Source organism: Streptomyces sp. NPDC127097 (assembly GCF_042724075.1).
Taxonomy (GTDB): domain Bacteria; phylum Actinomycetota; class Actinomycetes; order Streptomycetales; family Streptomycetaceae; genus Streptomyces.
This window is the reverse complement of the sequence record NZ_JBHXFI010000009.1, coordinates 103,349-129,270: the sequence shown is the minus strand read 5'-3', so window position 1 is coordinate 129,270 and position 25,922 is coordinate 103,349. Positions and strand designations below refer to the sequence as shown.

Below are 25,922 nucleotides of genomic sequence, written 5' to 3'. Positions count from 1 at the left end.
ACACCGGGGTCATCCGATCGATTGACCGGCCCGGCCCCGTGCACGGTCACAATGGAGGTGTTTGCCCAGCTCGGCGCCGCTCGGCGGGCCGCCGGGGCACAGTGCAGCAAGCGCGAGGGGAGGCGGGTTCCGGATGCGGCACCGGCCGTACGAACCGAGCGCCGTGGACACCCGGTGGCTCGGCGCCGTGATGCACACGGCGTTCTTCCTGCTGCTCGGCGGAGCGCTCGCCCGCTTCCTGCTGCGCCATCCCGGCGAGCCGCGCACCCCATGGATCATCGCGCTGTGCGTCGTGCTCGCCGTCCTGCATCTGCTGGGGCCCGGAATGGGCGAGGCGGGCCCGCGGCCCACCCGGCGGCGCGCGGCCTGGCTGGCGCTGGTCGTCGCGGTGTGGATGGTGCTGGTCGTGCTCGCGCCCAGCTTCGCCTGGTGCGCGGTGCCGCTCTTCTACACCGGCCTGCGCACGCTGCCGCCCCGCGCGGCCCTGGTGCTCGTGGCAGTCCTGACCGCGCTCGTCGTCGCCGCGCAACTACAGCTCGCCGGACGCTTCGACCCGAACCTGGTGCTCGCGCCGCCCGCCGTCGCCGCCCTGGCCACCGCCGTCTTCCTCCAGATGGAGCGGCACACCGCCCGCCAGCGCGTCCTGATCGACGACCTGATCCGCACCCGCCGCGAACTCGCCGCCTCCGAACGCCGCGAGGGCACCCTCGCCGAACGCCAGCGGCTCTCCATGGAGATCCACGACACGCTCGCGCAGGGCCTGTCCAGCCAGCGGATGCTGCTCCAGGCGGCGGACCGGGTGTGGGACACCGAGCCGGACAAGGCCCGCGTCCACGTACGCACCGCCGCGTCCGTCGCCGAGCACAACCTCGCGGAGGCCCGGCGCTTCGTGCACGACCTGGCCCCCACCGACCTCGCCCGCGGCGGCGGTCTCGGTGCGGCGCTGCGCGCCCTGGCCGCGCGGGAGTCAGGGGCGCAGCTCGCCGTACGCGTCCATGTCGACGATGACGGCCGGCTCCCCCGGCTGCCCGACCGCGTCCAGTCCGCGCTACTACGCATCGCGCAGGGCGCCCTGGCCAACGTCCGCGAGCACGCCGCCGCCGACAGTGCCACGCTCACCCTCACCCTCCTCGACGACGAGGTCGTCCTGGACGTCTCCGACGACGGCCACGGCTTCGACCCCGTCGCGCTGCCCGAGGTCCCCGGCAGCGGACGCGGGCACGGGCTGCCCGCCATACGAGCCCGGCTGCGCGCGCTCGGTGGCACCCTGACCGTCGAGTCCACGCCCGGCGAGGGCACCGTCCTGTCCGCCGCCGTCCCCCTGGAGGCGCCCCGATGACCCCCGACCGCGCTCCCGTGCGCATCCTGGTCTGCGACGACCACGCCGTCGTACGGGCCGGGCTGCTCGCCCTGCTCGACAGCGCCCCGGACATCGAGGTCGTCGGTGAGGCCGGGACCGGCGAGGAGGCGCTCGCGCTGGCCGCGAAACTCGCCCCGGACGTGGTGCTGATGGATCTGCAACTGGGCGAGGGCATCGACGGTGTGGAGACCACCCGGCGCCTCACCTCCGCCCCCGGGGCCGCCCTCCACGTCCTGGTCCTCACCACCTACGACACCGATGCCGACATCACCCGCGCCATCGAGGCGGGCGCCACCGGCTACCTGCTCAAGGCTGAGCGCCCCGATGAGCTCTTCGCCGCGATCCACGCCGCCGCCGGGGGACGTACCGCCCTGTCCGCGCCGGTCGCCGGCCGCGTCATGGCCAACCTGCGCCGGCCCCGGCCCACCCTCACCGACCGCGAACGCGACATCCTGGCCCAACTCGCCCGCGGCATCGGCAACCGGGACATCGCCCGCGCCCTCTACATCAGCGAGGCCACGGTCAAGACCCACCTGCGCCGCATCTACGACAAGCTCGGTGTGGACACCCGCGCGGGCGCCGTGGCGGTCGCGAAGGAGCGGCGACTGGTGCCGTGAGGGCGGCCGAAGACGCCGAAAGGGCCGGCGGAAGAGCCGTGGCGGGAAGGAGCCGTGGCGGGAAGGAGCCGTGGCGGGAAAGCGCCCCACCAGCGAGCTGATGTGGGGCCGTAGTGTGAAGCTCAGGGCATGCCTTCCCTGCCCGAGTCGTCCCCTTGGCCCACCACCATCCGCACGGCCAGGCTTCTGTTACGTCCTGCGGAGTCCACCGACGTGCAGGAATTCACCCGGCTCTGGACGGACCCCGAGGTCCGGCGCTTCCTGGGCGGGCCGGTGGCCGAAGAGAAGCTTCTCCTCTACCAGCAGCATTTCGCCAGCCGCCCCTATGTGTTCGCCGTGACCACGCGCAAGGACATGAGCGTCGTTGGCTCGGTGCTGATCGATTCGGCGTCGCGGTTCGACGACCGGCGGGAGGTCTCCTACGGGCTCCTGCCCGAACACTGGGGCCAGGGCTACGCCCGGGAAGCCGTGGCCGCCGTAGTTGACTGGGCCTTCGTGAACGTCCCCTCGGACAGCGCCTCCATCATCGCTGTCACCCAGGAGGCGAACGCCCGCTCCTGCCGCCTCCTGGAAGCCATCGGCATGCGTCGCCTCGACGGCTTCGTCGAGTTCGGCGCATCGCAGGTGCTGTTCTCCGTCGAGCGGCAGAGACTCCGCAGGGGCCGGTGAGCCCGCGGAGCCGGTGACCAGGATGCGTGCTGCCTGGGTGCCACACACCCAGGCAGCGCACCGCTCTCCTCCCTAACCTGAGGGCATGTCCGACAACACCCTGGGAGACTTCCTGCGCGCCCGGCGCTCCGGCCTGCGGCCCGAAGACATCGGGATGGCGAGTTACGGCGTCCGCAGAGTCGCCGGGCTGCGCCGTGAGGAGGTCGCGGTGCTGGCCGGAGTGAACGTCGACTACTACACCCGCCTCGAACAGGGCCGTGAACGCCACCCCTCGCCGCAGGTCCTTGACGCCCTCAGCCGTGCCCTCCACCTGGACACCGACGCCCGCGCCCACCTCCACCGGCTGGCCGGTATCGCCCCGAACGACCGTCCGGCGCGACAGCGGAACGTGGTCGGCCCGGCGCTGCGCCGGCTCATGGACGGCTATCCGCACACTCCGGCCTTCGTCGTCAACGGAGCCTTGGACATCCTGGCCGCCAACGCCCTGGCCGACGCCTTGTACGCACCCTTCGACCCGGCGGACAACCTCGCCCGGATGACCTTCCTCGACCCGGCCGCCCGGGACTTCTACACCCACTGGGACCGGACCGCGCAGGCCACCGTGGCCAACCTCCGTCAGGCGGCCGGTTTCGCTCCCGACGACCCCCGGCTGAGCGCGCTCGTCGCCACCCTGACCGAGCGGAGCGCGGCCTTCGCGGCGCTGTGGCAGGCCCATTCCGTGCGCGGTAAGACCCAGGACGCCAAGCTGTTGAACCACCCCGATGTCGGGCCGCTCGCCCTCACCTACCAAGCCTTCGACGTCCGCGACGCACCCGGCCAGCAACTCGTCATCTACCACGCCGAACCCGGCAGCCCCAGCGCCGAAGCGCTGTCCCTGCTCGGCGCCCTCAACGCCACCCGGCGGCAGGCGGGGTCCCGGTGACCGGCGTCAGGGCGTGACGGTCAGGACGATCTTGCCGGTGGTGCGGCCGGTCTCGCCCAGGGTGTGGGCCTTCGCGGCCTCCTCGAGCGGCAGGGCCGTATCGATGTTGACCTTCAGTTCTCCGGAGTCCACCAGGCCGGCGACGGCTTGCAGGCCGGAGCGGTCGGGCTCGACGAGGACGAACACCGCGCGAACCCCTGCCTCGCGCGCCCGGTCTGCGGGGAAGGCGTCGTCCAGCGGCAGGATCGAGACCAGCGAGCCGCCGGGACGCAGGGTGCGCAGCGAGCGGGCGCCGTAGTCGCCGCCGATGGTGTCGAGCACGACGTCGACCTCGCCCACCGCGGTGGCGAAGTCCTGTTCCGTGTAGTCGATGAGCTCATCGGCGCCCAGACCGCGCAGGAAGTCATGCTTGGCCCGCCGGGCGGTGCCGATCACGTACGCGCCGCGGGACTTGGCGATCTGCACCGCGAGATGACCGACGCCGCCCGCCGCCGCGTGGATCAGCACCCGCGCGCCGGGCCGCACGTGCGCGGTGTCGACCAGGGCCTGCCAGGCGGTCAGTGCCGCCAGCGGGAGGGCGGCGCCCCGGACGTGGTCCAGGCCCTCGGGAAGGTGGGCGAACTGGCGTGACGGGGCGGTGACGTACTCGGCGTAGGCTCCGGCGGGGTGCGGGAAGTGCGGCATGCCGAAGACCCGGTCGCCCGGCTCGAAGAGGGTCACCCCGCGGCCGACGGCCTCGACCACACCGGATACATCGAAGCCCAGGATGAATGGCGGCTCGCTGCCGTTGAGGAACCGGCCGTCGTTCCGCGTCTTCCAGTCGGCCGGGTTGACGCCCGCGGCGTGCACCCGGACCAGGATCTCGGTGGGGCCGGGCGCCGGCCGGGCGGTCGTGATCAGCTTGAGGACCTCAGGGCCTCCGGCGGTGTCCTGGCTGACGGCCCGCATCCGCGGGGTCCCGGTCTCGGACATGGTGTCTCCTTCGTCTGCGCCCATGGCTTCGTCTGTGCCCATGGCGGGGGATCGGGTGCGCGCGCCGCCTGGCGGCCGCGTTTCCCGAGGTCCCGCCAGCTTTCCGCGGTGGCCGGGAGACCGGCGGTGTCCAAATGGCCAATGTTTGAAAGAATCGGGTCATGCATCGCGTCGGAGTGCTCGCCCTGAATGGTGTCGTCCCCTTCGAGCTGGGAATCCCCGCGCGGATCTTCGGCGCCGCACAGGACGCGGCCGGCGAGCCGCTCTACTCCGTCGTCACCTGTAGTCCGGACGGGCGCCCGGTGCGCACCGATGCCGACTACGACATCGCGGTCACCGCGGACGCCTCCGTCCTCGCGCACGTCGACACCGTCGTCATCCCGCCGGCCCACTCGGCGGACACGCTCCGGGAGGACGGCCGGCTGCCCGATGACGCGCGGGCGGCGCTGGCGCATGTCCGGCCCGGCACCCGGATGGTGGCCATCTGCACCGGTGCCTTCGTCCTGGCCGCGGCCGGGCTGCTCGATCACCGCCCGGCCACCACGCACTGGCGCGAGGCCACCCAGCTGCAACGCCTCTTCACGACCGTCCGGGTCGACCCCGATGTGCTGTTCGTCGACGACGGCGATGTCCTCACCTCGGCCGGTGCGGCCGCGGGGGTGGATCTGTGTGTGCACCTCGTGCGCCGGGACCACGGCAGCGCCATCGCCAATGAGGTGGCCCGGTTGTGTGTGGTGCCGCCGTGGCGGGAAGGCGGACAGGCCCAGTTCATCCGGCAGCCCGTGCCGGAGCCCTCGGCGGGCGGCACCGCCGCGACCCGCGCCTGGGCCCTGGAGCGTCTCGGCGAGCCGCTCACCCTGACCGACCTCGCCGGGCACGCCCGCGTCAGCGTGCGCACCCTCACCCGGCGGTTCCGCGACGAGGTCGGCATGAGCCCTGGTCAGTGGCTCGCCGGCCAGCGCATCGAGCGCGCCCGGCATCTGCTGGAGACCACGGACTGGTCGATCGACCTCGTCGCCCATCACGCGGGCTTCGGCACCGGGACCTCGCTGCGCCAGCATCTGCACAGCGCGGTGGGGGTGGCACCGCTGGCCTACCGGCGGACGTTCCGGAGCGCCACGGCGCTGACCGTCTGAGGCGGCGCCGCACCAGGCCCTGTGCACGGCTCGGGCTGCCCGCCGGCGTTGACCTTCAGGCTGGTGGAAGCCCCACAATCGCGTCCATGGACGACACCGGACAGCTGTTGACCATCGGCGTCTTCGCGCGCCGGGTGGGCCTCGCGCCGAGTGCCCTGCGGTTCTACGACGACTGCGGGCTGCTGCGGCCGGCGCGGGTGGATGCCGTGACGGGGTACCGGCGCTACGGGGCGGGGCAGGCGGCGCGGGCGGTGAAGCTGCGGCAACTGCGGGCGGCGGGGCTGCCGCTGGTGGATGTCGCGGTGGTGCTGGACGGTCCCGAGGACGCGGCGCACGGCGTACTGCGGGCCCACTTGGCGCAGACCCGGCGGACGGCGGACGAGGCGCGGGCGGTGGTGGAGGGGCTCCTGCGGGAGGCGTCCGGCGGCCCGGAGGACCGCGGGAGACGGGCGTGGGCGCGGGTGGGCGGCGCCGAACTCGCCAGTGCGGTACGGCAGGTGGCGCCCGCCGCCGCGACCGGGGCGGCCCGGGAGGAGTTTCCGGTCCTGGGCCGTGTGCTGCTGGAACTCGTCGACGGTGAGGTGCGCTGGGTGGCGACCGACCGCTATCGGCTGGCGGTGCGGGTGCTGCGGCCGGACGCGTTCGAGGGCGGTCCGCGGCGGGTGCTGATCGGCGCGGAGACGGCGCGGGGCCTGGCGGAGTGGGCCGTACGGCAGGTGACGGTCGAGATCGAGTGCGCGGGAGACGGGGCGGGGCTCCGGCTGCGGAGCGGGGCGGACTGCCGGGAGGTGCCGGAGGGCGCCGGGCAAGGGTGGAGCGGCGGTGGGGATGCCGACGGGTTTCCGGACTACCGGCTGATACCGGCGGACCCGGAGGCGGGGCGGTATCGGGTGATCGCCGACCGGCTGGGGCTGCGGGACGCGATGACCGGGCGCACGGGGCCGGTGTCGTTGTCGGTCGTCGGCGCGGGGCAGGGGGACGTGGTGCACGCGGGCGGCTCGGCGGTTCCGGACTCGGAGGCGGGTGGCCGTGCGGCCGGGCCGGTGCTGGAGGTGACGGGCGGGGGCCGGGAGCCCGTCCGGATGCGGGTGGTGCGCACCGGGCCGGAGCTGCGGATCGCCTTCGATCCGGCCGTACTGGTCCCGGCGCTGGAGGCCGGGGTGGGGCCGGACGCGTTGTTGGAGATCGCCGCGCCGGACCGGCCCGTTCTGGTCCGGTCCGCCGACCAGGGGAGTTTTACGACGCTGGTGATGCCGGTGCGCGAGGGCGCCGGAGCGGCGGTCGACGCTGCCGGGCGCACCGGCGGCTGAGACCGGTGACCGAGGACCGGTCACCGAGGACGGATGAGGGGAGCGGACCGGTGGATCCGGAACTGCCTGTGGTGCGACTGTGCGTGGCGGGGATGCAGGCCGAGGCGGAAGGGCGGGCCGATGCGGCGCGCGCAATCTTCCAGCAGGCATGGGACGGCGCCACCGACGACTACGAGGCATGTGTCGCCGCGCACTATCTCGCCCGGCACCAGAACTCGCCCGAAGAGACGCTCCGTTGGAACCAGGAGTGCCTGGACCGCGCCGACCGGGTGGCGGACGAGCGGGTGGCCGGGTTCTATGCGTCGCTGTACCTGAACATGGGGCACGCCTGGCGCCGGCTCGGCCGGCCTGCCCTGGCGCGCACCTACTTCGAGCGCGCCGCGGAGCGGGTGGCGCAGGCCCCCGACGGTCAGTACGGCGACTGGAACCGCTTCGCGATCGCGGCGGGCCTGCGGGAGACGGCCGGTCCGCGCGACGACGCAGCGGCGGACGAAGCCGGTGCGGAGAGGGCGCCACGGAGTCTCGACGACGCGGTCGACGGGCGGGTGCGGGAGTTGGTGTCGCGGTGGTGCGCCCGGGGCGACCTCATGGCGCTGGGCCTGGCGCTCCCCGCCTACCTCGGATACCTCGGCACGGCCGCGGACCGCGTGCGGCTGCGGTCCGCGCTGCACATGGTGCATGCGGCGGGCCGGCTGCCGGCGGACGAACAGACGGAACTGGGTGCGGTGATCGGGTCGGCAGCGCTGCGGTGATGCGGCGAGGATGGGCCCGGCCGAGCCGGATCCGCTGTTGAGGAGCGCCATGACCATCGCAGAGTCCACGGAGTTTCCCCCTTCCGAGGCCGTCGGCCGGGAGCCGGGGACGGCCGGTACACCCGACGCGTGCGCGGAGCTGCTGCCGCAGACCCGGCGGGCCTTGCTGCACCGGCTGGCGGTCGGGCAGGCCGAGGGGCGCGCACCGTCGATGACGGGCGCGGTCGTCCGCGGCGGCCGAGCGGTGTGGACCGGGGCCCGGGGCTCGGTGGAGGGGGAGGGGGAGGCACCGCACGGCGATGTGCAGTACCGGATCGGTTCGCTCACCAAGACCTTCGTCGCCGTGCTGGTGCTGCGGCTGCGGGACGAGGGGCTGCTGCGGCTGTCGGACCCGCTCGGCAGGCATCTGGCGGACACTCCGGTGCCGGACGCGACGATCGCGCAACTGCTCTCCCACAGTGCGGGGTTGGCGGCCGAGCCGCGGGGGCCGTGGTGGGAGCGGACCTCGGGCGGGCTGCGGCCCGAGCCGGCCGACCTCTTCGACGAGCGCCCGCAGCGGCATCCGGCCGGCCGCCGGCACCATTACTCCAACGTCGGCTACGCACTGCTCGGCGCGCTGGTCGAACGGCTGCGGGGCGGTGTGCCGTGGGGCGAGGTGCTGCGGCGTGAGGTGCTGGCACCGCTGGGCATGAGCCGTACGACGCTGCGCCCGGAGCGGCCGTACGCGACGGGCTGGGCGGTGCACCCGTGGGCCGACGCGCTGCTGCCGGAACCGGCCGCGGACACCGGCTTGATGGGCCCGGCGGGGCAGCTGTGGTCGACGCTCCAGGACCTCTGCCGCTGGGCGGCGTTCCTGCTGCGGGGCGACGGACGGGTGCTCGGCGCGGCGAGTCTGGCGGAGCTGCGGACACCGGCCGTGCCGGCGGAGAGCGGTACGTGGGATGCCGGGTACGGGCTGGGAGTGCAGCTCCTGCGGCGGGAGGGGCGGCTGCTGGTCGGGCACCATGGCTCGATGCCCGGGTTCCTGGCGGCGCTGTGGGCCGATGTCGAGGAGGACGTGGCCGCGGTCGTCCTCACCAACTGCACCTCGGGCCCGGCGGCCGGGGCCGTCGCCACCGATCTCACCGGGATCGTCATCGCGCACGAGCCGCGGATCCCCGAGCCCTGGCGTCCGCTGCCCGGCCCGCTGGATCCGGAGCTGCTGGCGCTGACCGGACCCTGGTACTGGGGCGCGAACCCCCATGCCCTGCGGCTGCGGGCCGAGCGCGGGCTGGAGCTCACCCCGCTGTCCGGGGCGGGGCGCGCCTCGCGGTTCCGGGCCGAGAAGGACGGCACCTGGACCGGGCTGGACGGTTACTACGCGGGCGAGACGCTGCGGGTGGGGCGGGACCGGGACGGTGCGGTGAGCCATCTGGACCTCGGCACCTTCGTGTTCACCCGCGAACCGTACGAGCCGTCGGCGCCGGTGCCCGGCGGGGTGGATCCGGACGGCTGGCGGGTCTGAGGCCCGTACGGCGGCGGCCCGGCGCGGACGTACAGTCGAATCCGATGTCAGGAGCCGCACCGAGTCGGCTCGCCACCGCTGGAAGGCCCTGTGACTGCTGTGTCTGACCTGAGCACGAACCCCGCCACCCCGGACCTGCTCGACCTGCCTGCGCTGACCGCGGCCCACTTCGCGCGGATCGAGGACAAGGTCGCGGCCCTGATGCGTACCCGCTGCGATGTCGTGGCGATGCAGGGCGAGGCACTGCTGCCGCTGGAGGGCTGCATACGCTCGGCCGTCCGGCCCGGCAGCACCGCCCTCAACATCATCACCGGTCCGTACGGCGAGACCTTCGGTGGCTGGCTGCGGTCCTGTGGCGCCGAGGTGGTCACCGTCACCGCGCCGTTCACGGGTGCGGTCACCCCGCAGCAGGTGGCGGAGGCGTTGCGGGAGCGGCCCGAGATCGACTTTGTGAGCCTGGTGCACGCCGAGGCGGCCACCGGCAACACCAACCCCGTGGCCGAGATCGGCGCGGTGGTGCGGGAGCACGGCGCGCTGCTGATGCTGGACGCGGTCGCCTCGGTGGGCGCCGAGCCGCTGCTCACCGACGAGTGGGGCGTGGACCTCTGTGTGATCGGCGGGCAGAAGGCGCTGGCCGGGCCTGCCGGGGTGTCGGTGGCGTCGGTCAGCGCCCGTGCCTGGGAGCGGATCGCCGCCAACGAGCAGGCTCCGCGACGCTCGTACCTCTCCCTGCTGGACTGGAAGGAACGCTGGATCGACGGCGGACGCACCGCACTTCCGCATGCTCCGGCGCAGCTGGAGATGCTCGCGCTGGAGCAGGCCGCGGACCGTGTGGAGGCCGAGGGCCTGGAGGCGGTCCTCACCCGGCACCGGGCGGCGGCCGCGGCGACCCGGGCCGGTGTGCGGGCGCTGGGCGGGCTCGCTCCGTATGTCGTGCGCGACGAGGACGCGGCGCCGGCCGCCACGACGCTCCGCGCACCCGAGGGAGTGGATGCCCGGGAGATCGTGACCGCCGCGGTCGCGGTGGATGCGGCGGTGCCGGTGCAGGCCGCGGCGGGCGCTCTGGCCAAGGGGATGATCCGGGTGAACCACTATGGCCGCGCCGCCGACCGGGCGGTGGTCACGGCATCCCTGGTGGCGCTGGCGGGTGGGCTGCGCGCCCTGGGCGTGTCCGTGGACGCCGAGGGAGCGGCCCAGGCGGCGGGCGCGGCGTGGGACGCGGTGGTCGCCGGCTGAGCCGAGCGAGCGCCTGGCTCTGGGCGCGTTGTCGATGTGGGGTCGTGTTTCACGTGAAACACGACCCCACGCGTATGTCGGGACGCGGCACCGTTTCACGTGAAACGCCTTTTGTACAGGGGCAGTTGGGGGCGAGGCAGGCGAGCTGTCGTACGCCGCGGAGGGAGGCATGGCGACGGCATCGCGGCCGGCGGCGCTCTCGTCCCCGTCAGGAGCCGTCCGGTGGCGCGCCCCGGGCTCCGGGGTCAGGCTGGACGCTGAGGACGGCGCCCCGGCGACGGCTGCGCGGCGCCGCCTCCGCGTCCATCGCGCCGTCGGGCGCGGGCTTCGGCGTGGCGGAGTCGGCCGGTCGCGCGCCGGCTGGCTGCCGGCCGGTGATTCCGGCTGGCGCCGCGACGGTGAAACGCGCTTAACGATCTTGCTCAGGGCCTCCTCTAGAATCGGAATGAGCGACCCGTTTAAAAACGCGGAGCGCGTGACCCGGTATCAGTCGTTCCCAGGAGGCCCGGCAGTGACGGACGGTGGTGTGACGCCCGCCCGTGCGGATGCGCGGCGCAACCGGGCGCTGGTGCTCCAGGCGGCCCGATTCGCCTTCGAGGAGCAGGGGTTGGGGGTTCCGCTCGGCGAGATCGCACGCCGTGCGGGGGTCGGCGCCGGGACCGTTTATCGCCATTTCCCGTCCAAGGAAGCCCTGTTCAGGGCGACGATCGTGGACCGGATCGAGCTGTTCACCGATACCGCAAGGGACTTGGCCGAGGTCATGGATCCCGGTCCGGTCTTCTTTCGCTTCCTGTCCTCGGTGGTACGGCTCGCGTCACGGAACAGAGCGCTGTGTGACGCGCTGGAGGAGGCCGGCGCGGGCCGCTTCGAGCCGTCGCCGGGGGTCGGGCAGAACTTCGACGATGCGCTGGAAGTCCTGCTCAGAAGGGCCCAAGAGGCGGGCGACGTGCGGCCGGACGTCGGGATAACGGAGCTCAGGGCGCTGCTGGTCGGCTGTCTTTCGATGGAGCGGGCCGTGCCGGGAGCCGGTTCCGGGGACGCGGCTCCGGGCCGGATGACGGTGCTGATGTGTGATGCCCTGCGGACGGAACGCGCCGTAACGGAACTCGAAGCCGAGCCGGTGAAACGTAACGAATCGCGGTGTGAGGTGTGCGGTGCGGCGATCGCGGCGGCGCGCACGGGCCGACCCGCGCGCTACTGCGGTGGTGCCTGCCGGCAGAAGGCACACCGCGTGCGGGAGCGTACGCGCCGGACCTGACCGGCACCGGCCGGGTACCGGCGGCCCGTTCCTCAGAGCGGGAGCTTGAAGCCCAGGTGTGAGGCTTCGAACCCGAGGCGCTCGTAGAAGCGGTGCGCGTCGATCCGGGTCGCGTCCGAGGTCAGCTGCACCATCTGGCAGCCGAGCGTGCGGGATTCCGCCACCGCCCATTCGATGAGCTGGGTGCCGAGGCCCCCGCCGCGCTCATCGCGGTGGATCCGGACGCCCTCGATGATCGAGCGGGTGGCGCCGCGCCGGGACAGGCCGGGAATGACGGTGAGCTGGAGCGTGCCGACCGTCTGCCCCGCACGGACCGCGACGACCAGGTGCTGCTGCGGGTCGGCGACCAGCGTTTCGAACGCGGCACGGTACGGAGTCAGGTCGTCCGGTGACTCGCGGGTGGCGCCCAGGGGGTCGTCGGCGAGCATCGCGACGATGGCGGGGAGATCGGATTCGGTCGCGCGGCGTATCTCGATATCGCTCATGGGCGCGACCTTATTCCGTGCGATCACCGGCGGCGGCAGGGAGGCGGCCCTGCCCCCGTACCGCCGCAAGCCCGTCCTTCATCCGCCCCTCGGCGTCATTCCGGCGGCGCGAGCGTTTCGACAGCGGTGACCAGGGGGGCCAGCTCGGGGCGCCGGGCAGCGTCCTTGAGGGCTTCGCGCAGTGCGCCGTTGTGGGTGGGCCGGGCCTCCACCAGGAGCGCGAGGCCGTCGGGCGTCACGTCGGTGTAGATGCCGCGCCGGTCGTCGGGGCACAGGTAGCGCGAGAGCAGTCCGCGCTCCTCGAGCCGGGTGACCAGGCGGGTCGTGGCGCTCTGGCTGAGCACGACGGAGTCCGCGACCTGGTGCATCCGCAGATGACCGCCCGGCCCGTCGTGCTGCTCGCTGAGCACGTTGAGGACCGAGAACTCCCGGACGCTGAGGTCGTGCGCGGCCTGAAGCGCGCGTTCGATGTGCGACTCGATACGGCCGTGCAGTGCGGACAGGGCGCACCAGCCCTGCGCCGGCCCGGGGGGCTCCGCCGGGGGGCAGCCGGGCGCGGCCGCTGTCGGCTGCGGGACCGCCGTCTCCTGCGTCTCGCGCTTTTCCCGTGTCCGCTGCGTCATCGAAGACCTCCTCATGGGGCGCACGACCAGGATAGGCCACCTCCGAAATATACGGCGCTTGCAATTAACCCGCGTCTGCAATTATTGTGGACGCTCGTAAGGGACGGACGCAATGATCTGAAGGGATCCGTCATGCCACTCGCACTCCTGGCTCTCGCCATCGGTGCCTTCGGGATCGGAACGACCGAGTTCGCGGTCATGGGCCTGCTGCCCGACATGGCGGCCGGCTTCGGTGTCTCCATCCCCCTCGCCGGATACGCGACCACCCTCTATGCCCTCGGCGTGGTCATAGGGGCGCCGCTGATGACGGCTCTCGGCACGCGCTTCACCCGCAAGCAGATGCTGATGCTGCTGATGGGCCTCTTCATCGTGGGCAATCTGCTCACGGGCATCGCGCCCAACTTCGGGATCATGCTGGCCGGGCGGATCGTGGCCGCGTTCACGCATGGCGCGTTCTTCGGCATCGGCGCGCTGGTGGCCGCCGATCTCGTCGCGCCCGAGAAGCGGGCCACCGCCCTCTCGCTGATGTTCAGCGGTCTGACCGTCGCCAACGTCGTGGGCGTACCGGCCGGCACCATGCTCAGCCAGCAATTCGACTGGCGCACCACCTTCTACGCCATCACCGCGCTCGGCGTGATCGGCTTGCTGGGGATCGTCAAGCTGGTTCCCGCACAGCGGGCGAAGGCGGCCTCTCCCATGGGCAGCGAACTCGCGGTGTTCCGCAACCCGCAGGTCGGCCTCGCGATGCTGATGACGATCCTGGGCTTCGGCGGCGTCTTCGCGGCCGTCACCTACCTCGCGTCGATGATGACCGAGGTCACCGGCTTCGCACCGTCCTCCGTGATCTGGCTGACGGCCCTCTTCGGGCTCGGCATGGTCGGCGGAAACCTGGTCTCCGGCCGCTTCACCGACCGCGCCATGATGCCGATGCTCTTTGTGTCGCTGACCGGTCTGGCGCTCTCGCTGGCCGCGTTCACCTTCACCGCGCACGACAAGGTCGCCGCCACCGTCACCCTCGCGCTGATCGGCATCTTCGGCTTCGCCACCGTGCCGCCGCTACAGAAGCGGGTGATGGACCAGGCGGCCTCGGCGCCCACCCTCGCCTCGGCCGGCAATATCGCGGCCTTCAACTTCGGTAACGCACTGGCCGCTTGGCTCGGCGGGATCGTCATCTCCGCCGGCCTGGGCTACACCGCGCCCAACTGGGTCGGTGCGCTGATGACCGTCGCGGCGCTCGGGGTGGCGATATTCGCCTCCGCCCTGGAGCGGCGTCAGACGGGCCGTGGCCAGGTGGTCGCCGCCGGCGGACCCACCGCGATCGCCGACGAGCCCGTACCGGCAGCACACGGCTGACGGCTGCGTCCGTACCGCACCACCCCGGAACACCCGCACCACCCGAAGCCTCGCACCACCCGCGCCCCCCCCGGCGCTCCGTGTTCCACCGGCACGGCCGTCGTCACCACACCCCAAGGACCACTCTCATGAGCACCCCCACCATCACCTCCATGGCCACTCCCACGGCCACCCCCACAGTCCGCCCTCTCACCACCCGCGAGGCCGATGCCCTGATCGAGGCCGCCGTCCGCGCCGCCGAGGGACTCGGTGTGCGGGGCAGCGTCACCGTCCTCGACGCCGGCGGTCAGCTGCTCGGCTTCCGGCGGGACGACACGGCCGTGCTGATCTCCGGGGAGACCAGCACCCGCAAGGCGTACACCGCCCTTCAGTTGGACGCGCCGACCGCCGACCTCGTCGATCTCGTACGCCCCGACGGGCTCTTCCACACCCTGCCCACGGCGCTGGACCGGCCGCTGCTCTTCCTCGCGGGCGGGGTGCCGCTGCATCGGGACGGCCGGCTGATCGGCGCACTCGGCTTTGGCGGCGGCGCCCCCGAACAGGACCACCGGATCGTCACCGCCGCGATAGCGGAGGCCGACCTCGCCTGACCCCGGCCCCGTCCCGCGCTAACGGACGCCCGCGCCCTTGATGCCGTTCCTTCGTGCGCGGCCGGCGCGGGCCTCGGCCGTCTCCGCCTCGCGCAGCCGGCTGCCGCGTGCGGTCGGCCCCCAGGGCTTGAGGACGGAGATCGCGGTGAGGAAGAGATAGGTGGCCGTGGCGACCGACGGCGCGACGACGAGGCTGATGTCGGCGACCGGAGTGCCCGCGGCGGCCTCGGCGGCGAGGTGGTTGATGCCGGGCCGGAGTGAGAAGACCGACAGCAGCACGGTGATGAGCGTCAGCCAGAACTTCACGACGACCCAGCGGTGCCGGGCCAGCCCCCAGGCGGTGCCCAGGGACAGCACCAGCCCGCTGACCAGCGAGGCAAAGGCGAGTGGGAGGACCAGCCAGTCACCGAAGATCTTCATCGCCCGGTAGGCGACCGTCACCATCTCGGGGGAGCCGGTGGTGTAGCCGGTGATGCCGAGCGTGAGCAGCCCGAGGGTGAGGCCGAGCCAGCTGACGGATGCGGCGAGGTGAAGGACGAGGACGGCCCGGCGGACGGGGCGGCTGAGCTGCTGCATACCGACACGGTCCCGCCCCGCGCCGCGCGGTACATCTGCCGGCGGGAGTATCCGCGGGTACGCGGTCTTGAGTACGCACCCGGCCATGATGCGGAGGGGCACACGCTTCGCCGGTTTTGGGGCCGTACGAACCCAGTTGCACCCATACCCCCTCCCGCCCGCGCCTCCCGCCGCCGGGCACCCTAGGCTCCGGGGCCATGAGCAAGCTGCATCTGTTCGACATGGACGGGACCCTGCTCCACGGGTCCGCGGCCGCGGTCGAGATCTCCCGGCAGCTCGGGCTGGACCGGGAAATCGGCGAGCTGGAGCGCGGATTTGCGGCGGGTCGGTTGACGCCCGTGCAATTCGCGCAGCGGGCGTGTGAGCTATGGGCCGCCGAGCTGACCGAACTTCAGGTGGCCGCGGCCTTCGACGGTGCGCCGTGGCTGACCGGAATCCGGGACGTCTGGGCGGATATCCGGGCTCGTGGCGAACGGTGCGCGGTGATTTCCCTGTCCCCGGCCTTCTTTGTAGAACGGCTGCTGGCCTGGGGCGCCGACGCGGCGCACGGTTCCCGCTGGCCGGCGGTGCCGATCCGGCAGGCGGTGGAGCCGGCCGGCATCCTCACCTCGGCGGCGAAGGTGCGTATCGCAGATGAACTCTGCGTGCGGTACGGGCTGACCCGCGCCGACTGCGTGGCGTACGGCGACTCGCTGTCGGACACCGAACTGTTTGCGGCAGTTCCGCGCTCCGTGGCCGTGAATGCGGATCACCATGTCAGTGACCTGGCCTCATATGCGTATGCGGGACGCGATCTGCGCGAGGCATACGCACTGGTGCGTACTGGTCAGTAATTCCGTATTTTCCACGGAGGATTCGTCCGCTGTGTGCGCTGAAAATGCAGTCTGTGGGGAGGATCACTGTTATCGGAAGGGCCGCGCACAGTGTTCCAAGATCAGGACTTGTGGTTTCAACTACTGCCGGTATGGTCGAGTCCGGCTTGGCGGAGTGAGGGCTTCCGCGGGTGCGCGAAGGGCGGGCAAAGCTCGCCAGCCTAGCGGCGAAGCGGCCCGCGACACCCGGGCTTCCGACTATTTGTCCACTGTCGTGAGCAGTGGTGGCATGCTGCTGACACGGCATCTGCTCCACAATGTCGCAGGGAAGTGAGATTTGTCCGCTTTGGAGGATGTTGCCGGAATGGCTTGAGGCGATGAAGAATTCCGGGGCAGGGCGGGGGAATTCCGGGCAGTTCCGATCAACGGAAGTGCGAAGACGACCGAAAGACGTTCGAGGCGAGGCAGACCATGGACGCTCCGACCACTACGTCGGCCGATAACGGCTCTTCCGGCGGGAGCAGTGGCGATTGGGGTTGGTTCACTCCGCCGGCAAAGAAGTCCTCCGGAGAACAGCAGGAGCGGCAAAACAGCCAGGACCGGCAACAAGGCCAGGACGGCCGGGCCGAACCGGACGACCGGAGTGCACACCCCGACCGCGGTGACCACAGAGACCACGACGCGCGAGACGAGCCGAACGACCGGGAACAGATACCCAGTCGGCCGGTCAATCCGATCCGGCCGGTAGGTACCGCCGCCGAGCGGGTGCGCGAGACGGAGCCGTCGCAGGTCCCGCCCGCGCGGCACCCGGGCGGCGCGCCCACCGCACCCACCCCCACCGAACCGCCCGCGGCCGCCTCCGGGTACGCCGCCCCGGCGTCCGCACCGCCGCGACGCGAGGCCGCGCCCTCCTGGGACCGCCAGCCGGCCCGCGGAGGTCAGCCGGCCTGGGAGCGCGCGTCCGTCCGCGGCGGGGAGCCCGAGCCCGTACACCAGTCGGCGCGCACCACGGGAGCGCCCACGGGCAGCGCCGCCCCGGCACCGCCCGCCCAGAACGCGGCCCCCGCCCCCTCCGCTTTCACCCCCAGGACCCGCCCCGCCGCCCCCGCACCGGAGCCCTCGCTCGAGGCCGTGACCGCCTCGGCGTCCGCCGCGGAACCCGCCTCTCCCGACGCGGTTCTCATCCGGCGCACCATGGCGGAGATCGAGCCGGTGGCCGACAAGGTCACCTCGTACTTCTACGCGCTGCTCTTCGTGCAGTACCCCGATCTGCGGGCGCTGTTCCCCGCCTCGATGGACACCCAGCGCGACCGTCTCTTCAAGGCGCTGCTCACCGCGGCCCAGCATGTCGACGACGCCGAGGTGCTCACCGCGTACCTGGCGAACCTCGGCCGCGGGCACCGCAAATACGGCACCCAGCCCGACCACTATCCGGCGGTCGGCGAATGCCTGCTCAGCTCGCTCGCGCGCTATGCGACGTCCAGTTGGGGGCCGGAGACCCAGGCCGCCTGGGTGCGTGCCTACACGGCGATCTCGCAGATCATGATCGACGCGGCCGCCGAGGACGAGGCCGTGGCGCCCGCCTGGTGGCAGGCCGAAGTCGTCTCGCACGAGCTGCGCACGCCCGATATCGCGGTGGTCACGGTCCGCCCCGACCAGCCCTACCCGTTCCTCGCCGGGCAGTACACCAGCGTGGAAACCCCCTGGTGGCCGCGCATCTGGCGGCACTACTCCTTCGCTTCCGCGCCCCGCTCCGACGGGCTGCTCTCCTTCCATGTCAAGGCGGTCCCGGCCGGCTGGGTCTCCAACGCCATGGTCCATCGCGCCCGCCCCGGCGATGTCATCCGGCTCGGGGCCCCCGGCGGCTCGATGACCATCGACCACACCACGCGCAGCGGTCTGCTGTGCGTCGGCGGCGGCACCGGCATCGCGCCCATCAAGGCCCTGGTCGAGGACGTCGCGGAACACGGGGTCCGGCGCCCCGTCGAGGTCTTCTACGGCGCCCGCAGCGACCAGGACCTCTATGACCTCGACACCATGCTGCGCCTGGAACAGGCCCACCCCTGGCTCTCCGTCCGCCCGGTGGTCGCCACCGGACCGGCGGTGCGTGGCGGGACGAGCAGCGAAACCGGGCAACTTCCGGACGCAGTGCGGCAATACGGTCCGTACCGGGAATACGACGCCTATCTTTCCGGGCCGCCAGGGTTGATCCGCAGCGGTGTGGACGCTTTGGTGGGGGTCGGCGTCCCGACCGACCGCATACGGCACGACTCCATAGAAGAGCTGGTCTCAGCGGGAGATTGAAGTCTTGGCAGTGCAGGGCGAAGACGGTCCAACAGGGGAGGGGTGGGGCATGCCGAGGCAGGAGCGCCCCGGGAGCGACGGCGAGCACTTGGTGCAGCAGCGACTCGGTACGACCGAGCGCGCCGACCGCTTCTACGGGGATCAGGTCCTGGACCATCTCAATGACCGGATGCGGGAGTTCGTGGCCCGGCAGGAGATGTTCTTCCTGGCCACGGCCGACCGGCACGGCGATTGCGACTCGACGTTCCGGGCCGGCCCGCCGGGTTTCGTCCGGGTGCTCGACGACCGGACGCTGGCGTACCCGGAATACCGTGGCAACGGTGTCATGGCGTCCATCGGCAATATCTCGGAGAACCCCCGCCTGGGCATCCTGATGATCGACTTCACCCGGGACCGCATCGGGCTGCACATCAACGGCCGCGCGCGGGTCGTCATGGACGAGGAGATGCGGGCGCACCACGCGGATCTGCCGGTCGACCCGATCCCCGGGCGGCGCGCCCAGCTGTGGGTCACGGTCGAGGTCGAAGAGGCGTACATCCACTGCGCCAAGCACATTCCGCATCTCCAGAAGGTCCCGGCGCAGCAGCGCGGGGCGCGGGCGTGGGGCACCGACGACAGCAAGCGCAAGGGCGGCGACTTCTTCGGCGCGGCGGCCGAGGCGAGCGAACGGCCGCCGTTCCGGCGCGCGGCGCGCACGAACGAGCATCTGCGGGGCGGACTGCACGAGGACACCGGCGAGGCGGCCTACCAGGGCGCGGCTGCGGTGTACGGCGGCGACCCCGCGCACGCCGGCCTGCCCCATGCCGCACGAGCCGAGCCCGGATATGGCGCCGGGACCGAGGCCGCCGGCCGGCGGGATTTCGTGGAGGAGCTGAACGCGGAGTTCCTGGACCGCGTCGAGCGGGTGCTCGCCCGCGCCCAGCCCCGTCGTCCCGCGGAGGACGAGGCCGGATTCCGCGGATGGTTCGACCGGCGCGACGGCTGATACAGCGTGCGAGGCAGCGGGCGTCGCGGTGGCGCGGCGGCCGCTCAGCCCAGGTCGGGGGCGTGCATGGCCCGCACGCCCTCGATGTTGCCGTCCAGGTAGTGCCGCAGTGACAGTGGGACGACCTCGACGGAGGCGATTCCGACACGGGTGAAGGGCACCCGCACGATCTCGTAGTCCCCGCAGGGCTCCTCGACCTCGGGGCCGTGCCGGCGTGCGGGGTCCATCGAGTCGAGCCGGCAAACGAAGAAGTGCTGGACCTTGACGCCGTCCACCCCGCCGTCGCTGAAGTGCTCGACGGTGTCCACGAAGACCGGCACCACATCCTTGATCTTCGCGCCCAGCTCTTCGTCGAGCTCACGGTGGAGGGCGTCGATGACGGTGGCGTCCTCGGGCTCGACGCCGCCGCCCGGCGTGATCCAGTACGGGGCGCGGCCCGGCTTGGTGCGCTTGATCAGAACGAGGTCCGCACCGTCGAGCAGGATCGCGCGGGCGGTGCGTTTGACGACTGGCCGTTCGTTCATAGGGGACAGATGCCGCAGTCACGGCCTGGTGAAACCCTCGCCCCTCGGTCACCAGTCGACAGCGGTGCGCAGCAGCCATTCCTGTGCCCGCGCGATATGCGGCAGGCCGAGCGTCCCGGTCCGTACGGCCAGGAAGTAGGTCCGCAGCGGGGGCACCGGCGGATCGAGCAGGGTGATGACATCGCCGCCGGCGAGCGCGTCGGCGCACAGATAGCGGGGCAGGACGGCGAGCCCCGCGCCGGCCGCGACGCAGGACAGCACCGCCCGCAGATCGCCGGCGATCACGGCCGCGGAGGCCGTGGGCTTGGCGTCGAAGACCGTGGACCAGTAGCGGGCGATCAGCGGCAGGCTTTCGTGCACCTCGACGATCGGTACGGGATCCAGCAGGCGGACGCCACCGGCCTCCAGTACCGCCGGGCCGCCCAGCTGATCCGCCCAGTGCGGCGCGGCGATCAGTACATGCTCCTCGTCGCACAGCGGGGTGGCGGTGAGCAGCCCGCCGCGCGGCCGGGTCGTGGTGACGGTCAGATCGTGGTGACCGTCCGCCAGACCGGTCAGCATCTCCTCCGCGGGCCCGAAGGAGGTGCGGATGGACAGGCCCTGGGATATCAGCGGGGCCAGCGCCGGGAGCGCGCGCTCGGCGAGGAACTCCGGGGGACCGGCGAGATGGAGAGTACGGGTGACGGAGTCCCGGTCCAGGCCCGCCTCGGTGATCTCGGTGAGCGCATCCAGGTGCGGCGCCACCTTGTGGGCGAGTTCGTCGCCGATGGTGGTCGGGGTGACCCCACGGGCGTACCGGAGGAAGAGCGGGCGGCCCAACTGGCGTTCCAGCGCCCGGATCTGGCTGGTCACCGCGGGCTGGGAGAGGCCGAGTAAGGCCGCGGCGCGGGTGAAGGAGCCGGCTCGGTGCACCGTGACAAAGGTGCGCAGCAGAGCCAGATCCATCGCGTACCTCCTGCGCCACTCGGAAGCCTGGTCGCGGGCCAACTATAAATTTGTCGATAGGGATGTGTCGCTAGCGTGATTGGACACTGACGCTCGGTCAACTAGCCTTGTTCGAGCGGTTGGTTTCACGTGGAACATCTCGTTTCACGTGAAACGCGTGGACTCGGGGCCATGTGGAACCGCAGGCCGGCAGGGCGACGAGGGGGGATACCCTGCCGGCCGCCCTTACGTCTTCAGGCGTGCCGGACGCGGCGGTGCGCCCCGCTTGTTCGACTCATGTCGATGATGCGGTTCATCCGGGTTTGCCGGGTCAGCTCTGTGCGGCCAGGTCCAGCGCCCGGAGGACATCCGCGATCAGATCCTCGGGCTCCTCGATGCCGACCGAGAAGCGGATGAAGCCCTCCGGCACCGCGTCTCCGCCCCAACGGGCCCGCCGCTCCGCGCTGGACCGTACGCCCCCGAAGCTGGTCGCATCGTCGACCAAGGTCAGCGCGTCCAGGAACCGCTCCGCGAAGGACTTGTCGGGCAGCACGAAGGACACCACGGAGCCGAAGCGGCCCGTGCGCATCTGCCGGGTGGCGAGCTCATGGGACGGATCGGACGGCAGGCCGGGATGGCGCAGGCCGGTGATCTCCGGGCGCTTGGCCAGGGCCGTGGCCAGCGCCAGGGCACCGGCCGACTGCTGGCGGACGCGCAGCGCGAGGGTGGCGAGCGAGCGGTGCGCGAGCCAGCTCTCCATGGGGCCGGGAATCGCGCCCACGGTCTTGCGCCACAGCCGTACGGAATCGGCGAGCGCGGCATCACGGGTGCTGGCATAGCCCAGCAGGACGTCGCCATGGCCGGTCAGCGCCTTGGTGCCGCTGGCCACCGAGAAGTCCGCGCCCAGGTCGAGGGGGCGCTGGCCGAGCGGGGTGGCGAGGGTGTTGTCGACGGCGACCAGCGCGCCCCGGCGGTGCGCCGCGTCGGCCAGCCGCCGGATGTCGCAGACCTCGAGGCCGGGGTTGGAGGGCGTCTCGATCCACAGCAGCCGGGCGCCGTCCAGCGCATCGAGCTGTGCGTCGTGTGCGGTCGGGGCGGTACGGACCTCGATGCCGTAGCTCTCCAGGCGCGTGCGCACGGCAGGCAGCAGCTGATAGCCGTCGCTGGGGAGCACCACCGCGTCACCGGAGCGCAGGTGGGAGAAGAGCACCGCGCTGATCGCCGCCATTCCGGAAGCGAAGGCGACGGTGTGGGCGCTCTCGTCCGGCGATTCGAGTGCGCTGATGGCCTGTTCCAGACGGGTCCACGTCGGGTTGGCATCGCGGCCGTAGGTGTAGGGGCCGACGGCGTCGCCGGGGAGGTGGTAGTGGGCCGCGAAGACCGGTCCGGGGAGGGCCGGCTCATAGGCTTCGGGCCCCGGGAGCCCGGCTCGTACGGCGCGGGTGCCGTCGCCCGTCATGCGCTCTCCTTCTCCTGCGGCGGCTGTGGTTCCTGGGCAGCGCGGTCGTGGTCGTGGTCGGGGACGCGGGCCGTGACGACGGTACGGGCCGGGAGCGTGGCGCTGATCGCGGCCAGCAGGCCGTCGCTCGCCGTCTCGACCATCTCCAGGCACTCCTCGAAGCCCTCGAAAGCGCCGTAGTACGGATCGGGTACGTCGAGATCGCCGGAGTGGTCGGGGCCGAGGCCGGGGACGGGGGCGGGGTCGGCCCCCGGGCCCGGGGCGCCGCCCGTGCTCGCGCCCGTCCCGTACGCACGCAGCAGCTGGACCTTGGCGGCGTCCCGTGGGGTGGGGGCCAGCCGGCGCAGCTCGCGCAGATGGCCCGAGTCGAGCGCGATGACCAGGTCGAGGCGGTCGAACCAGGAGGCGTGGAACTGCCGGGCGGTGTGAGCGTGTTCATAGCCGCCCGCGCGCAGTACGGCGACCGTGCGCGGGTCGGCTCCATCGCCCTCGTGCCAGCCGCCGGTCCCCGCGCTGTCGACCTCGACCAGGCCGTCGAGTCCGGCCTCCGTGAGGCGGGCACGGAAGACGGACTCCGCCATCGGCGACCGGCAGATGTTGCCGGTGCAGACGAAGCAGATGCGGAAGGGAGCGGTCAAGGGTCAGTCCTCGTCGGGAAGGATCACATGCATCGCCCAGGCGACGATGGAGATGATCACGCCGCCGAGCAGTGCCGTCCAGAAGCCCTCCACATGGAAGGCGAGATCGGCCTGGCCGGCGAGCCAGGAGGTCAGCAGCAGCATCAGCGCGTTCACGACCAGCGTGATCAGGCCGAGCGTGAGGATGAACAGGGGGAACGAGAGCAACTTCACCAGGGGCTTGACCAGGAAATTGACCAGCCCGAAGATCAGCGCGACGAGGATCAGGGTCAGTATTTGGCGGCCGGTGTTCTCACCGGTGAGCGTGATGTCCTTGAGCAGCCAGATGGCCACGGCAAGCGCCGCGGCATTGGCGATCGTCTTGACCAGAAAATGCTTCATGGTGAGATCGTCGCAGACGAGTCTGAATCATCGAGGGGTGCGAACGGCATGAAGGCTTTCCGACTGGAAGAGCTGGAAGCGGAGCGGGCCGCGAACGACGGTGCGTATCTTCAGTTCCTCCGGGAACGCAACATGTCGGTCGGGCTGTATGCGCTGGATGCCGGCAGCGTCGATCCACAGCAGCCGCACGCGCAGGACGAGGTGTATTTCGTGGTCAGCGGCCGGGCGGCGATCACGGTCGGGCAGGAGACGCAGTCGGTGGCGCGGGGCAGCGTGGTCTATGTGCCGGCGGGGGTGCCCCACAAGTTCCACCACATCAGCGAGGACCTCCGGGTGATGGTGGTCTTTTCTCCTCCTGAGAGCTAAGGGCCGGACCCCGGAACCCGTAGGGGAAGGGTCAGGGAAGGACCGGGGCTGCGAGGCCCCCGCGGCCGTGGTCCGCGCCCTAGCATCGTTGGTGAAGGGAACCTGAGGCGCGAGGCGGCGGACCCGCAGCACGCGGACGGTGCCATCGGCGCGACACAGCGCGGCGGACAGAAGCGCGGTACGGACAACGACAGCGCGAAAGACAGAAAGCAGGGGAGAGCAGTGGCCGGTAAGGGGATATTCGCAGGGCTTCCGTGGTGGGTCACCTGGGTCGTGGTGCCCGTCGTCGTGATCGTCGTCTTCGGCGGACTGATCGCCAGCGCACTGGGCTTCCTGATCGGCGTGCTGTTCAAGGTCCTCATCGCGGCGGCCCTGATCGCCGGAGTCATCTACCTCGTCCGCCGGGTCAGCGGCTCGTCGTCTTCCTCGTCGAAGAGCGACTGGTAGCCCACCGCCGGCACGACCGACCGCCGGTGCTCGATCGCCGGCGGTCGGCCGTGACCCGCTCGGCTCGCCGAGGATCGCGGAACAGCTCACCTCGCAAATCCCTCAAAAACACCTCATCGCGACGTAGTTGGGTCTGATGTCGAACCCCGCCCGCACAGCCCCGCTCGGTGGTGCGCGGGCGGGGTGACTCCTCCGCCTTTCGGCCTTTCGCCCCGACCTGTCGGGCTAGAGTGCCGATCGCAGGCGCGTTCCGGACGGTGGCGTTCCGGAAACCCCGGGTGGGACGAGCCCGGGTCCGGGCGCCATCGGGTGCCTGGGAGGCGCGCGGTCACGGGAGTTGGTCCCGTGACCGGGGCCCGTGCCCCTCTGTGAGCGGACCTGGGGGTTGGCGTTGGCAATCGTGAACGGCGAATCGGCCTCCCACCCCACCTTGATCGGATCGGTGCAGCGGGCGCTCCGGCTGCTGGAGGCGGTGGGTGCGCATGCCGATGGCGCGCCTGCCAAGCAGCTGGCCAGGGAGGCCGGGCTGCCGCTGCCGACGGCCTACCACCTGCTGCGGACCCTGACGCACGAGGGCTATCTCCAGCGGGAGAACGGGGTCTTCGTCCTCGGTGCGGCGGCCGAGGTCATCGGCCGGGCCGGGGCCAGGCGCCGACAACGCGCCCATCTCTCCGATGCGCTGGCCGTGGCGGGCCAGGAGCTGGGCGCCGCCGTCTACTTCGCGGTCTACCGGGAGGGTGAAGTCGAGGTGGTGGCGGTGACCGATGACCCGGCGCGGCCGCCGGTGGTGGAGTGGGTCGACTTCCGTACCACCGCGCACGCCCATGCGATCGGGCGATGTCTGCTCGCGCAGCTCGACGAGGCAACGAGGAAAGAGCATCTGGCGCGCCATCCCGTCCAGCCGATAACGCCCTTTTCCGTGCGAACTGAGGACGATTTGCTGCATCGTTTGGATACGGTGCGTCGCGGCCATGCCGCTTATGAGCGCCAGGAATATGCCCTCGGCACGGTGTGCGCCGCCATTCCCGTCCAAGTAGGGGCGGCCGCGGCGACGTTGGCGGTATCCCTGCCCGTGGACGAACTGCGTCGATTGCGGTCCGTTACAGACCGACTACGGAAAATGGCGGAGGCGACACTAACGACACTCGCCTTCTCTATCAGTATCTGAAAACTCACTCCTTGTGATCTGCTGGCACGTGGCAGACGATGGCGCCAACAGGGCTACGGGCGTTGTTTCCCGGCCATCTCCGATCAAGTGCGGGGCAGTGGTTGATGACCGACACAGTTCAGGCAGAAGTGATCATGAGCTTCGTCGTCTCGGAGGAGCTTGCGTTCCGGATTCCGGTGGAGCTGGACTTCGCCAGCGCCGATCCGTACGCCGTCCGCCTCACCTTCGATCTTCCCGGCGATGCGCCGGTGACCTGGGCGTTCGGCCGGGAGCTGCTGCTGGACGGGCTGAGCCGGCCGTCCGGTGAGGGTGATGTGCGCATCGAGCCGGCCTCCCCCGAGCACCTCAGCGATGTCCTCATCAGCCTTCAAGTCGGCGCCGAGCGTGCGCTGTTCCGGGTGAGTGCGGCGCCGCTGGTCGCCTTCCTGGACCGTACGGACCGGCTGGTGCCGCTGGGCAAGGAAGAGGTCTGCGACACCCTGGAGGCGGTGCTCGACCGGATCCTCACGGAAGCCCCGGCCGGCTGAGCCTGCCCGTCGTTCCCCTCCCCT

Annotated in this window: 28 protein-coding genes; 19 read left to right on the top strand and 9 right to left on the bottom strand. The window is 71.7% G+C overall.

All coding sequences use genetic code 11. From position 1 onward, the window contains the following. Positions 1-133: 133 nt before the first annotated feature. From ACFWJW_RS10615 to ACFWJW_RS10600, 4 genes are all read left to right on the top strand, one after another. Positions 134-1,339, top strand: coding sequence for a sensor histidine kinase (locus ACFWJW_RS10615; protein WP_387237697.1), 1,206 nt, complete (start codon positions 134-136; stop codon positions 1,337-1,339). After that, the gene (locus tag ACFWJW_RS10610) at positions 1,336-1,977 is read left to right on the top strand and encodes a response regulator (RefSeq protein WP_387237694.1); all 642 of its coding nucleotides are present in this window, start codon (positions 1,336-1,338) and stop codon (positions 1,975-1,977) included. Before ACFWJW_RS10615 ends, ACFWJW_RS10610 begins: the two co-directional genes overlap by 4 nt. Before the next feature lie 129 nt (positions 1,978-2,106). Beyond that, the gene (locus tag ACFWJW_RS10605; RefSeq protein WP_387237691.1) at positions 2,107-2,646 is read left to right on the top strand and encodes a GNAT family N-acetyltransferase; all 540 of its coding nucleotides are present in this window, start codon (positions 2,107-2,109) and stop codon (positions 2,644-2,646) included. Positions 2,647-2,731: 85 nt separating this feature from the next. Next, positions 2,732-3,568, top strand: coding sequence for a helix-turn-helix transcriptional regulator (locus tag ACFWJW_RS10600; RefSeq protein ID WP_387237688.1), 837 nt, complete (start codon positions 2,732-2,734; stop codon positions 3,566-3,568). Positions 3,569-3,574: 6 nt separating this feature from the next. Here ACFWJW_RS10600 and ACFWJW_RS10595 read toward each other — a convergent pair whose 3' ends face one another. Further along, a complete protein-coding gene (locus tag ACFWJW_RS10595; RefSeq protein ID WP_387237685.1) occupies positions 3,575-4,540 on the bottom strand; it encodes an NADP-dependent oxidoreductase in 966 nt (321 codons plus the stop codon). A 161-nt stretch (positions 4,541-4,701) separates the two neighbouring features. On the opposite strand from ACFWJW_RS10595, the gene ACFWJW_RS10590 reads away from it, so the two are divergent. The 6 genes from ACFWJW_RS10590 to ACFWJW_RS10565 all read left to right on the top strand — a co-directional run bounded on the left by ACFWJW_RS10590 (position 4,702) and on the right by ACFWJW_RS10565 (position 11,736). Continuing rightward, on the top strand, positions 4,702-5,676 hold the full coding sequence (locus ACFWJW_RS10590; protein WP_387237682.1) for a GlxA family transcriptional regulator: 975 nt from the start codon (positions 4,702-4,704) through the stop codon (positions 5,674-5,676). Between the two features lie 86 nt (positions 5,677-5,762). Further along, the gene (locus ACFWJW_RS10585) at positions 5,763-6,986 is read left to right on the top strand and encodes a MerR family transcriptional regulator (RefSeq protein ID WP_387237679.1); all 1,224 of its coding nucleotides are present in this window, start codon (positions 5,763-5,765) and stop codon (positions 6,984-6,986) included. A 50-nt stretch (positions 6,987-7,036) separates the two neighbouring features. Continuing rightward, on the top strand, positions 7,037-7,738 hold the full coding sequence (locus ACFWJW_RS10580; protein ID WP_387237676.1) for a hypothetical protein: 702 nt from the start codon (positions 7,037-7,039) through the stop codon (positions 7,736-7,738). 49 nt (positions 7,739-7,787) lie between these two features. Next, complete coding sequence (locus ACFWJW_RS10575) at positions 7,788-9,242, top strand: serine hydrolase domain-containing protein (RefSeq protein ID WP_387237672.1); 1,455 nt, start codon at positions 7,788-7,790, stop codon at positions 9,240-9,242. Positions 9,243-9,332: 90 nt separating this feature from the next. Further along, a complete protein-coding gene (locus ACFWJW_RS10570; protein ID WP_387237669.1) occupies positions 9,333-10,478 on the top strand; it encodes a pyridoxal-phosphate-dependent aminotransferase family protein in 1,146 nt (381 codons plus the stop codon). A 445-nt stretch (positions 10,479-10,923) separates the two neighbouring features. After that, positions 10,924-11,736 (top strand): TetR/AcrR family transcriptional regulator, encoded by an 813-nt coding sequence (locus ACFWJW_RS10565; RefSeq protein WP_387237666.1) that lies wholly within the window; start codon positions 10,924-10,926, stop codon positions 11,734-11,736. Positions 11,737-11,768: 32 nt separating this feature from the next. On the opposite strand, the gene ACFWJW_RS10560 is transcribed toward ACFWJW_RS10565, so the two are convergent. Continuing rightward, a complete protein-coding gene (locus ACFWJW_RS10560; protein WP_190141608.1) occupies positions 11,769-12,221 on the bottom strand; it encodes a GNAT family N-acetyltransferase in 453 nt (150 codons plus the stop codon). Between the two features lie 95 nt (positions 12,222-12,316). Beyond that, positions 12,317-12,844 carry a MarR family winged helix-turn-helix transcriptional regulator gene (locus tag ACFWJW_RS10555; protein WP_387237663.1) on the bottom strand — a complete coding sequence of 176 codons (528 nt, stop codon included), beginning with the start codon at positions 12,842-12,844 and terminating at the stop codon, positions 12,317-12,319. 132 nt (positions 12,845-12,976) lie between these two features. Between ACFWJW_RS10555 and ACFWJW_RS10550 the strand changes: the two genes are divergently transcribed. Further along, the gene (locus tag ACFWJW_RS10550; protein ID WP_387237660.1) at positions 12,977-14,197 is read left to right on the top strand and encodes an MFS transporter; all 1,221 of its coding nucleotides are present in this window, start codon (positions 12,977-12,979) and stop codon (positions 14,195-14,197) included. A gap of 128 nt (positions 14,198-14,325) precedes the next feature. Continuing rightward, positions 14,326-14,787: a heme-binding protein gene (locus tag ACFWJW_RS10545; RefSeq protein WP_387237658.1), complete on the top strand. Its 462-nt coding sequence runs from the start codon at positions 14,326-14,328 to the stop codon at positions 14,785-14,787. Between the two features lie 18 nt (positions 14,788-14,805). Here the strand turns inward: ACFWJW_RS10545 and ACFWJW_RS10540 are convergent, their stop codons facing one another. Beyond that, the gene (locus tag ACFWJW_RS10540) at positions 14,806-15,363 is read right to left on the bottom strand and encodes a DUF2269 domain-containing protein (protein WP_387237655.1); all 558 of its coding nucleotides are present in this window, start codon (positions 15,361-15,363) and stop codon (positions 14,806-14,808) included. A gap of 197 nt (positions 15,364-15,560) precedes the next feature. Between ACFWJW_RS10540 and ACFWJW_RS10535 the strand changes: the two genes are divergently transcribed. The 3 genes from ACFWJW_RS10535 to ACFWJW_RS10525 all read left to right on the top strand — a co-directional run bounded on the left by ACFWJW_RS10535 (position 15,561) and on the right by ACFWJW_RS10525 (position 19,464). Next, positions 15,561-16,196 carry an HAD family hydrolase gene (locus tag ACFWJW_RS10535; protein WP_387237652.1) on the top strand — a complete coding sequence of 212 codons (636 nt, stop codon included), beginning with the start codon at positions 15,561-15,563 and terminating at the stop codon, positions 16,194-16,196. Positions 16,197-16,646: 450 nt separating this feature from the next. Beyond that, positions 16,647-18,479 carry a globin domain-containing protein gene (locus ACFWJW_RS10530; RefSeq protein ID WP_387237649.1) on the top strand — a complete coding sequence of 611 codons (1,833 nt, stop codon included), beginning with the start codon at positions 16,647-16,649 and terminating at the stop codon, positions 18,477-18,479. A gap of 49 nt (positions 18,480-18,528) precedes the next feature. Continuing rightward, positions 18,529-19,464 (top strand): pyridoxamine 5'-phosphate oxidase family protein, encoded by a 936-nt coding sequence (locus ACFWJW_RS10525; RefSeq protein WP_387237646.1) that lies wholly within the window; start codon positions 18,529-18,531, stop codon positions 19,462-19,464. Between the two features lie 44 nt (positions 19,465-19,508). Here the strand turns inward: ACFWJW_RS10525 and ACFWJW_RS10520 are convergent, their stop codons facing one another. The 5 genes from ACFWJW_RS10520 to ACFWJW_RS10500 form a co-directional block, all read right to left on the bottom strand. After that, positions 19,509-19,988, bottom strand: a complete 480-nt coding sequence (locus ACFWJW_RS10520) for an NUDIX domain-containing protein (RefSeq protein ID WP_387237643.1) — start codon at positions 19,986-19,988, stop codon at positions 19,509-19,511. A 48-nt stretch (positions 19,989-20,036) separates the two neighbouring features. Then, positions 20,037-20,933 carry a LysR family transcriptional regulator gene (locus tag ACFWJW_RS10515; RefSeq protein WP_387237640.1) on the bottom strand — a complete coding sequence of 299 codons (897 nt, stop codon included), beginning with the start codon at positions 20,931-20,933 and terminating at the stop codon, positions 20,037-20,039. Positions 20,934-21,243: 310 nt separating this feature from the next. Then, entirely contained in the window at positions 21,244-22,371 is a 1,128-nt protein-coding gene (locus tag ACFWJW_RS10510) for a cystathionine gamma-lyase (RefSeq protein ID WP_387237637.1), read from the bottom strand. Next, entirely contained in the window at positions 22,368-23,009 is a 642-nt protein-coding gene (locus ACFWJW_RS10505; protein ID WP_387237634.1) for a low molecular weight protein-tyrosine-phosphatase, read from the bottom strand. The genes ACFWJW_RS10510 and ACFWJW_RS10505 overlap by 4 nt, the downstream gene beginning before the upstream one ends. A gap of 3 nt (positions 23,010-23,012) precedes the next feature. Continuing rightward, on the bottom strand, positions 23,013-23,390 hold the full coding sequence (locus tag ACFWJW_RS10500) for a phage holin family protein (RefSeq protein ID WP_042150905.1): 378 nt from the start codon (positions 23,388-23,390) through the stop codon (positions 23,013-23,015). 48 nt (positions 23,391-23,438) lie between these two features. Here ACFWJW_RS10500 and ACFWJW_RS10495 point away from each other — a divergent pair, with 48 nt between their 5' ends. The 4 genes from ACFWJW_RS10495 to ACFWJW_RS10480 all read left to right on the top strand — a co-directional run bounded on the left by ACFWJW_RS10495 (position 23,439) and on the right by ACFWJW_RS10480 (position 25,898). Beyond that, positions 23,439-23,756: a cupin domain-containing protein gene (locus tag ACFWJW_RS10495; protein WP_387237630.1), complete on the top strand. Its 318-nt coding sequence runs from the start codon at positions 23,439-23,441 to the stop codon at positions 23,754-23,756. 222 nt (positions 23,757-23,978) lie between these two features. After that, the gene (locus tag ACFWJW_RS10490) at positions 23,979-24,203 is read left to right on the top strand and encodes a DUF5326 family protein (protein ID WP_387237627.1); all 225 of its coding nucleotides are present in this window, start codon (positions 23,979-23,981) and stop codon (positions 24,201-24,203) included. Between the two features lie 397 nt (positions 24,204-24,600). Continuing rightward, on the top strand, positions 24,601-25,371 hold the full coding sequence (locus ACFWJW_RS10485; protein ID WP_387237824.1) for an IclR family transcriptional regulator: 771 nt from the start codon (positions 24,601-24,603) through the stop codon (positions 25,369-25,371). A gap of 104 nt (positions 25,372-25,475) precedes the next feature. Continuing rightward, a complete protein-coding gene (locus ACFWJW_RS10480) occupies positions 25,476-25,898 on the top strand; it encodes an SsgA family sporulation/cell division regulator (RefSeq protein WP_042150901.1) in 423 nt (140 codons plus the stop codon). The last annotated feature ends 24 nt before the right edge of the window (positions 25,899-25,922 follow it).

Bases quoted from the DNA above. Each gene is read 5' to 3' on its own strand.
- ACFWJW_RS10615 (WP_387237697.1), top strand. From the start codon at position 134: ATGCGGCACCGGCCGTACGAACCGAGCGCCGTGGACACCCGGTGGCTC.
- ACFWJW_RS10610 (WP_387237694.1), top strand. From the start codon at position 1,336: ATGACCCCCGACCGCGCTCCCGTGCGCATCCTGGTCTGCGACGACCAC.
- ACFWJW_RS10605 (WP_387237691.1), top strand. From the start codon at position 2,107: ATGCCTTCCCTGCCCGAGTCGTCCCCTTGGCCCACCACCATCCGCACG.
- ACFWJW_RS10600 (WP_387237688.1), top strand. From the start codon at position 2,732: ATGTCCGACAACACCCTGGGAGACTTCCTGCGCGCCCGGCGCTCCGGC.
- ACFWJW_RS10595 (WP_387237685.1), bottom strand. From the start codon at position 4,540: ATGTCCGAGACCGGGACCCCGCGGATGCGGGCCGTCAGCCAGGACACC.
- ACFWJW_RS10590 (WP_387237682.1), top strand. From the start codon at position 4,702: ATGCATCGCGTCGGAGTGCTCGCCCTGAATGGTGTCGTCCCCTTCGAG.
- ACFWJW_RS10585 (WP_387237679.1), top strand. From the start codon at position 5,763: ATGGACGACACCGGACAGCTGTTGACCATCGGCGTCTTCGCGCGCCGG.
- ACFWJW_RS10575 (WP_387237672.1), top strand. From the start codon at position 7,788: ATGACCATCGCAGAGTCCACGGAGTTTCCCCCTTCCGAGGCCGTCGGC.
- ACFWJW_RS10565 (WP_387237666.1), top strand. From the start codon at position 10,924: ATGAGCGACCCGTTTAAAAACGCGGAGCGCGTGACCCGGTATCAGTCG.
- ACFWJW_RS10560 (WP_190141608.1), bottom strand. From the start codon at position 12,221: ATGAGCGATATCGAGATACGCCGCGCGACCGAATCCGATCTCCCCGCC.
- ACFWJW_RS10555 (WP_387237663.1), bottom strand. From the start codon at position 12,844: ATGACGCAGCGGACACGGGAAAAGCGCGAGACGCAGGAGACGGCGGTC.
- ACFWJW_RS10550 (WP_387237660.1), top strand. From the start codon at position 12,977: ATGCCACTCGCACTCCTGGCTCTCGCCATCGGTGCCTTCGGGATCGGA.
- ACFWJW_RS10545 (WP_387237658.1), top strand. From the start codon at position 14,326: ATGAGCACCCCCACCATCACCTCCATGGCCACTCCCACGGCCACCCCC.
- ACFWJW_RS10540 (WP_387237655.1), bottom strand. From the start codon at position 15,363: ATGCAGCAGCTCAGCCGCCCCGTCCGCCGGGCCGTCCTCGTCCTTCAC.
- ACFWJW_RS10535 (WP_387237652.1), top strand. From the start codon at position 15,561: ATGAGCAAGCTGCATCTGTTCGACATGGACGGGACCCTGCTCCACGGG.
- ACFWJW_RS10530 (WP_387237649.1), top strand. From the start codon at position 16,647: ATGGACGCTCCGACCACTACGTCGGCCGATAACGGCTCTTCCGGCGGG.
- ACFWJW_RS10525 (WP_387237646.1), top strand. From the start codon at position 18,529: ATGCCGAGGCAGGAGCGCCCCGGGAGCGACGGCGAGCACTTGGTGCAG.
- ACFWJW_RS10520 (WP_387237643.1), bottom strand. From the start codon at position 19,988: ATGAACGAACGGCCAGTCGTCAAACGCACCGCCCGCGCGATCCTGCTC.
- ACFWJW_RS10515 (WP_387237640.1), bottom strand. From the start codon at position 20,933: ATGGATCTGGCTCTGCTGCGCACCTTTGTCACGGTGCACCGAGCCGGC.
- ACFWJW_RS10510 (WP_387237637.1), bottom strand. From the start codon at position 22,371: ATGACGGGCGACGGCACCCGCGCCGTACGAGCCGGGCTCCCGGGGCCC.
- ACFWJW_RS10500 (WP_042150905.1), bottom strand. From the start codon at position 23,390: ATGAAGCATTTTCTGGTCAAGACGATCGCCAATGCCGCGGCGCTTGCC.
- ACFWJW_RS10495 (WP_387237630.1), top strand. From the start codon at position 23,439: ATGAAGGCTTTCCGACTGGAAGAGCTGGAAGCGGAGCGGGCCGCGAAC.
- ACFWJW_RS10480 (WP_042150901.1), top strand. From the start codon at position 25,476: ATGACCGACACAGTTCAGGCAGAAGTGATCATGAGCTTCGTCGTCTCG.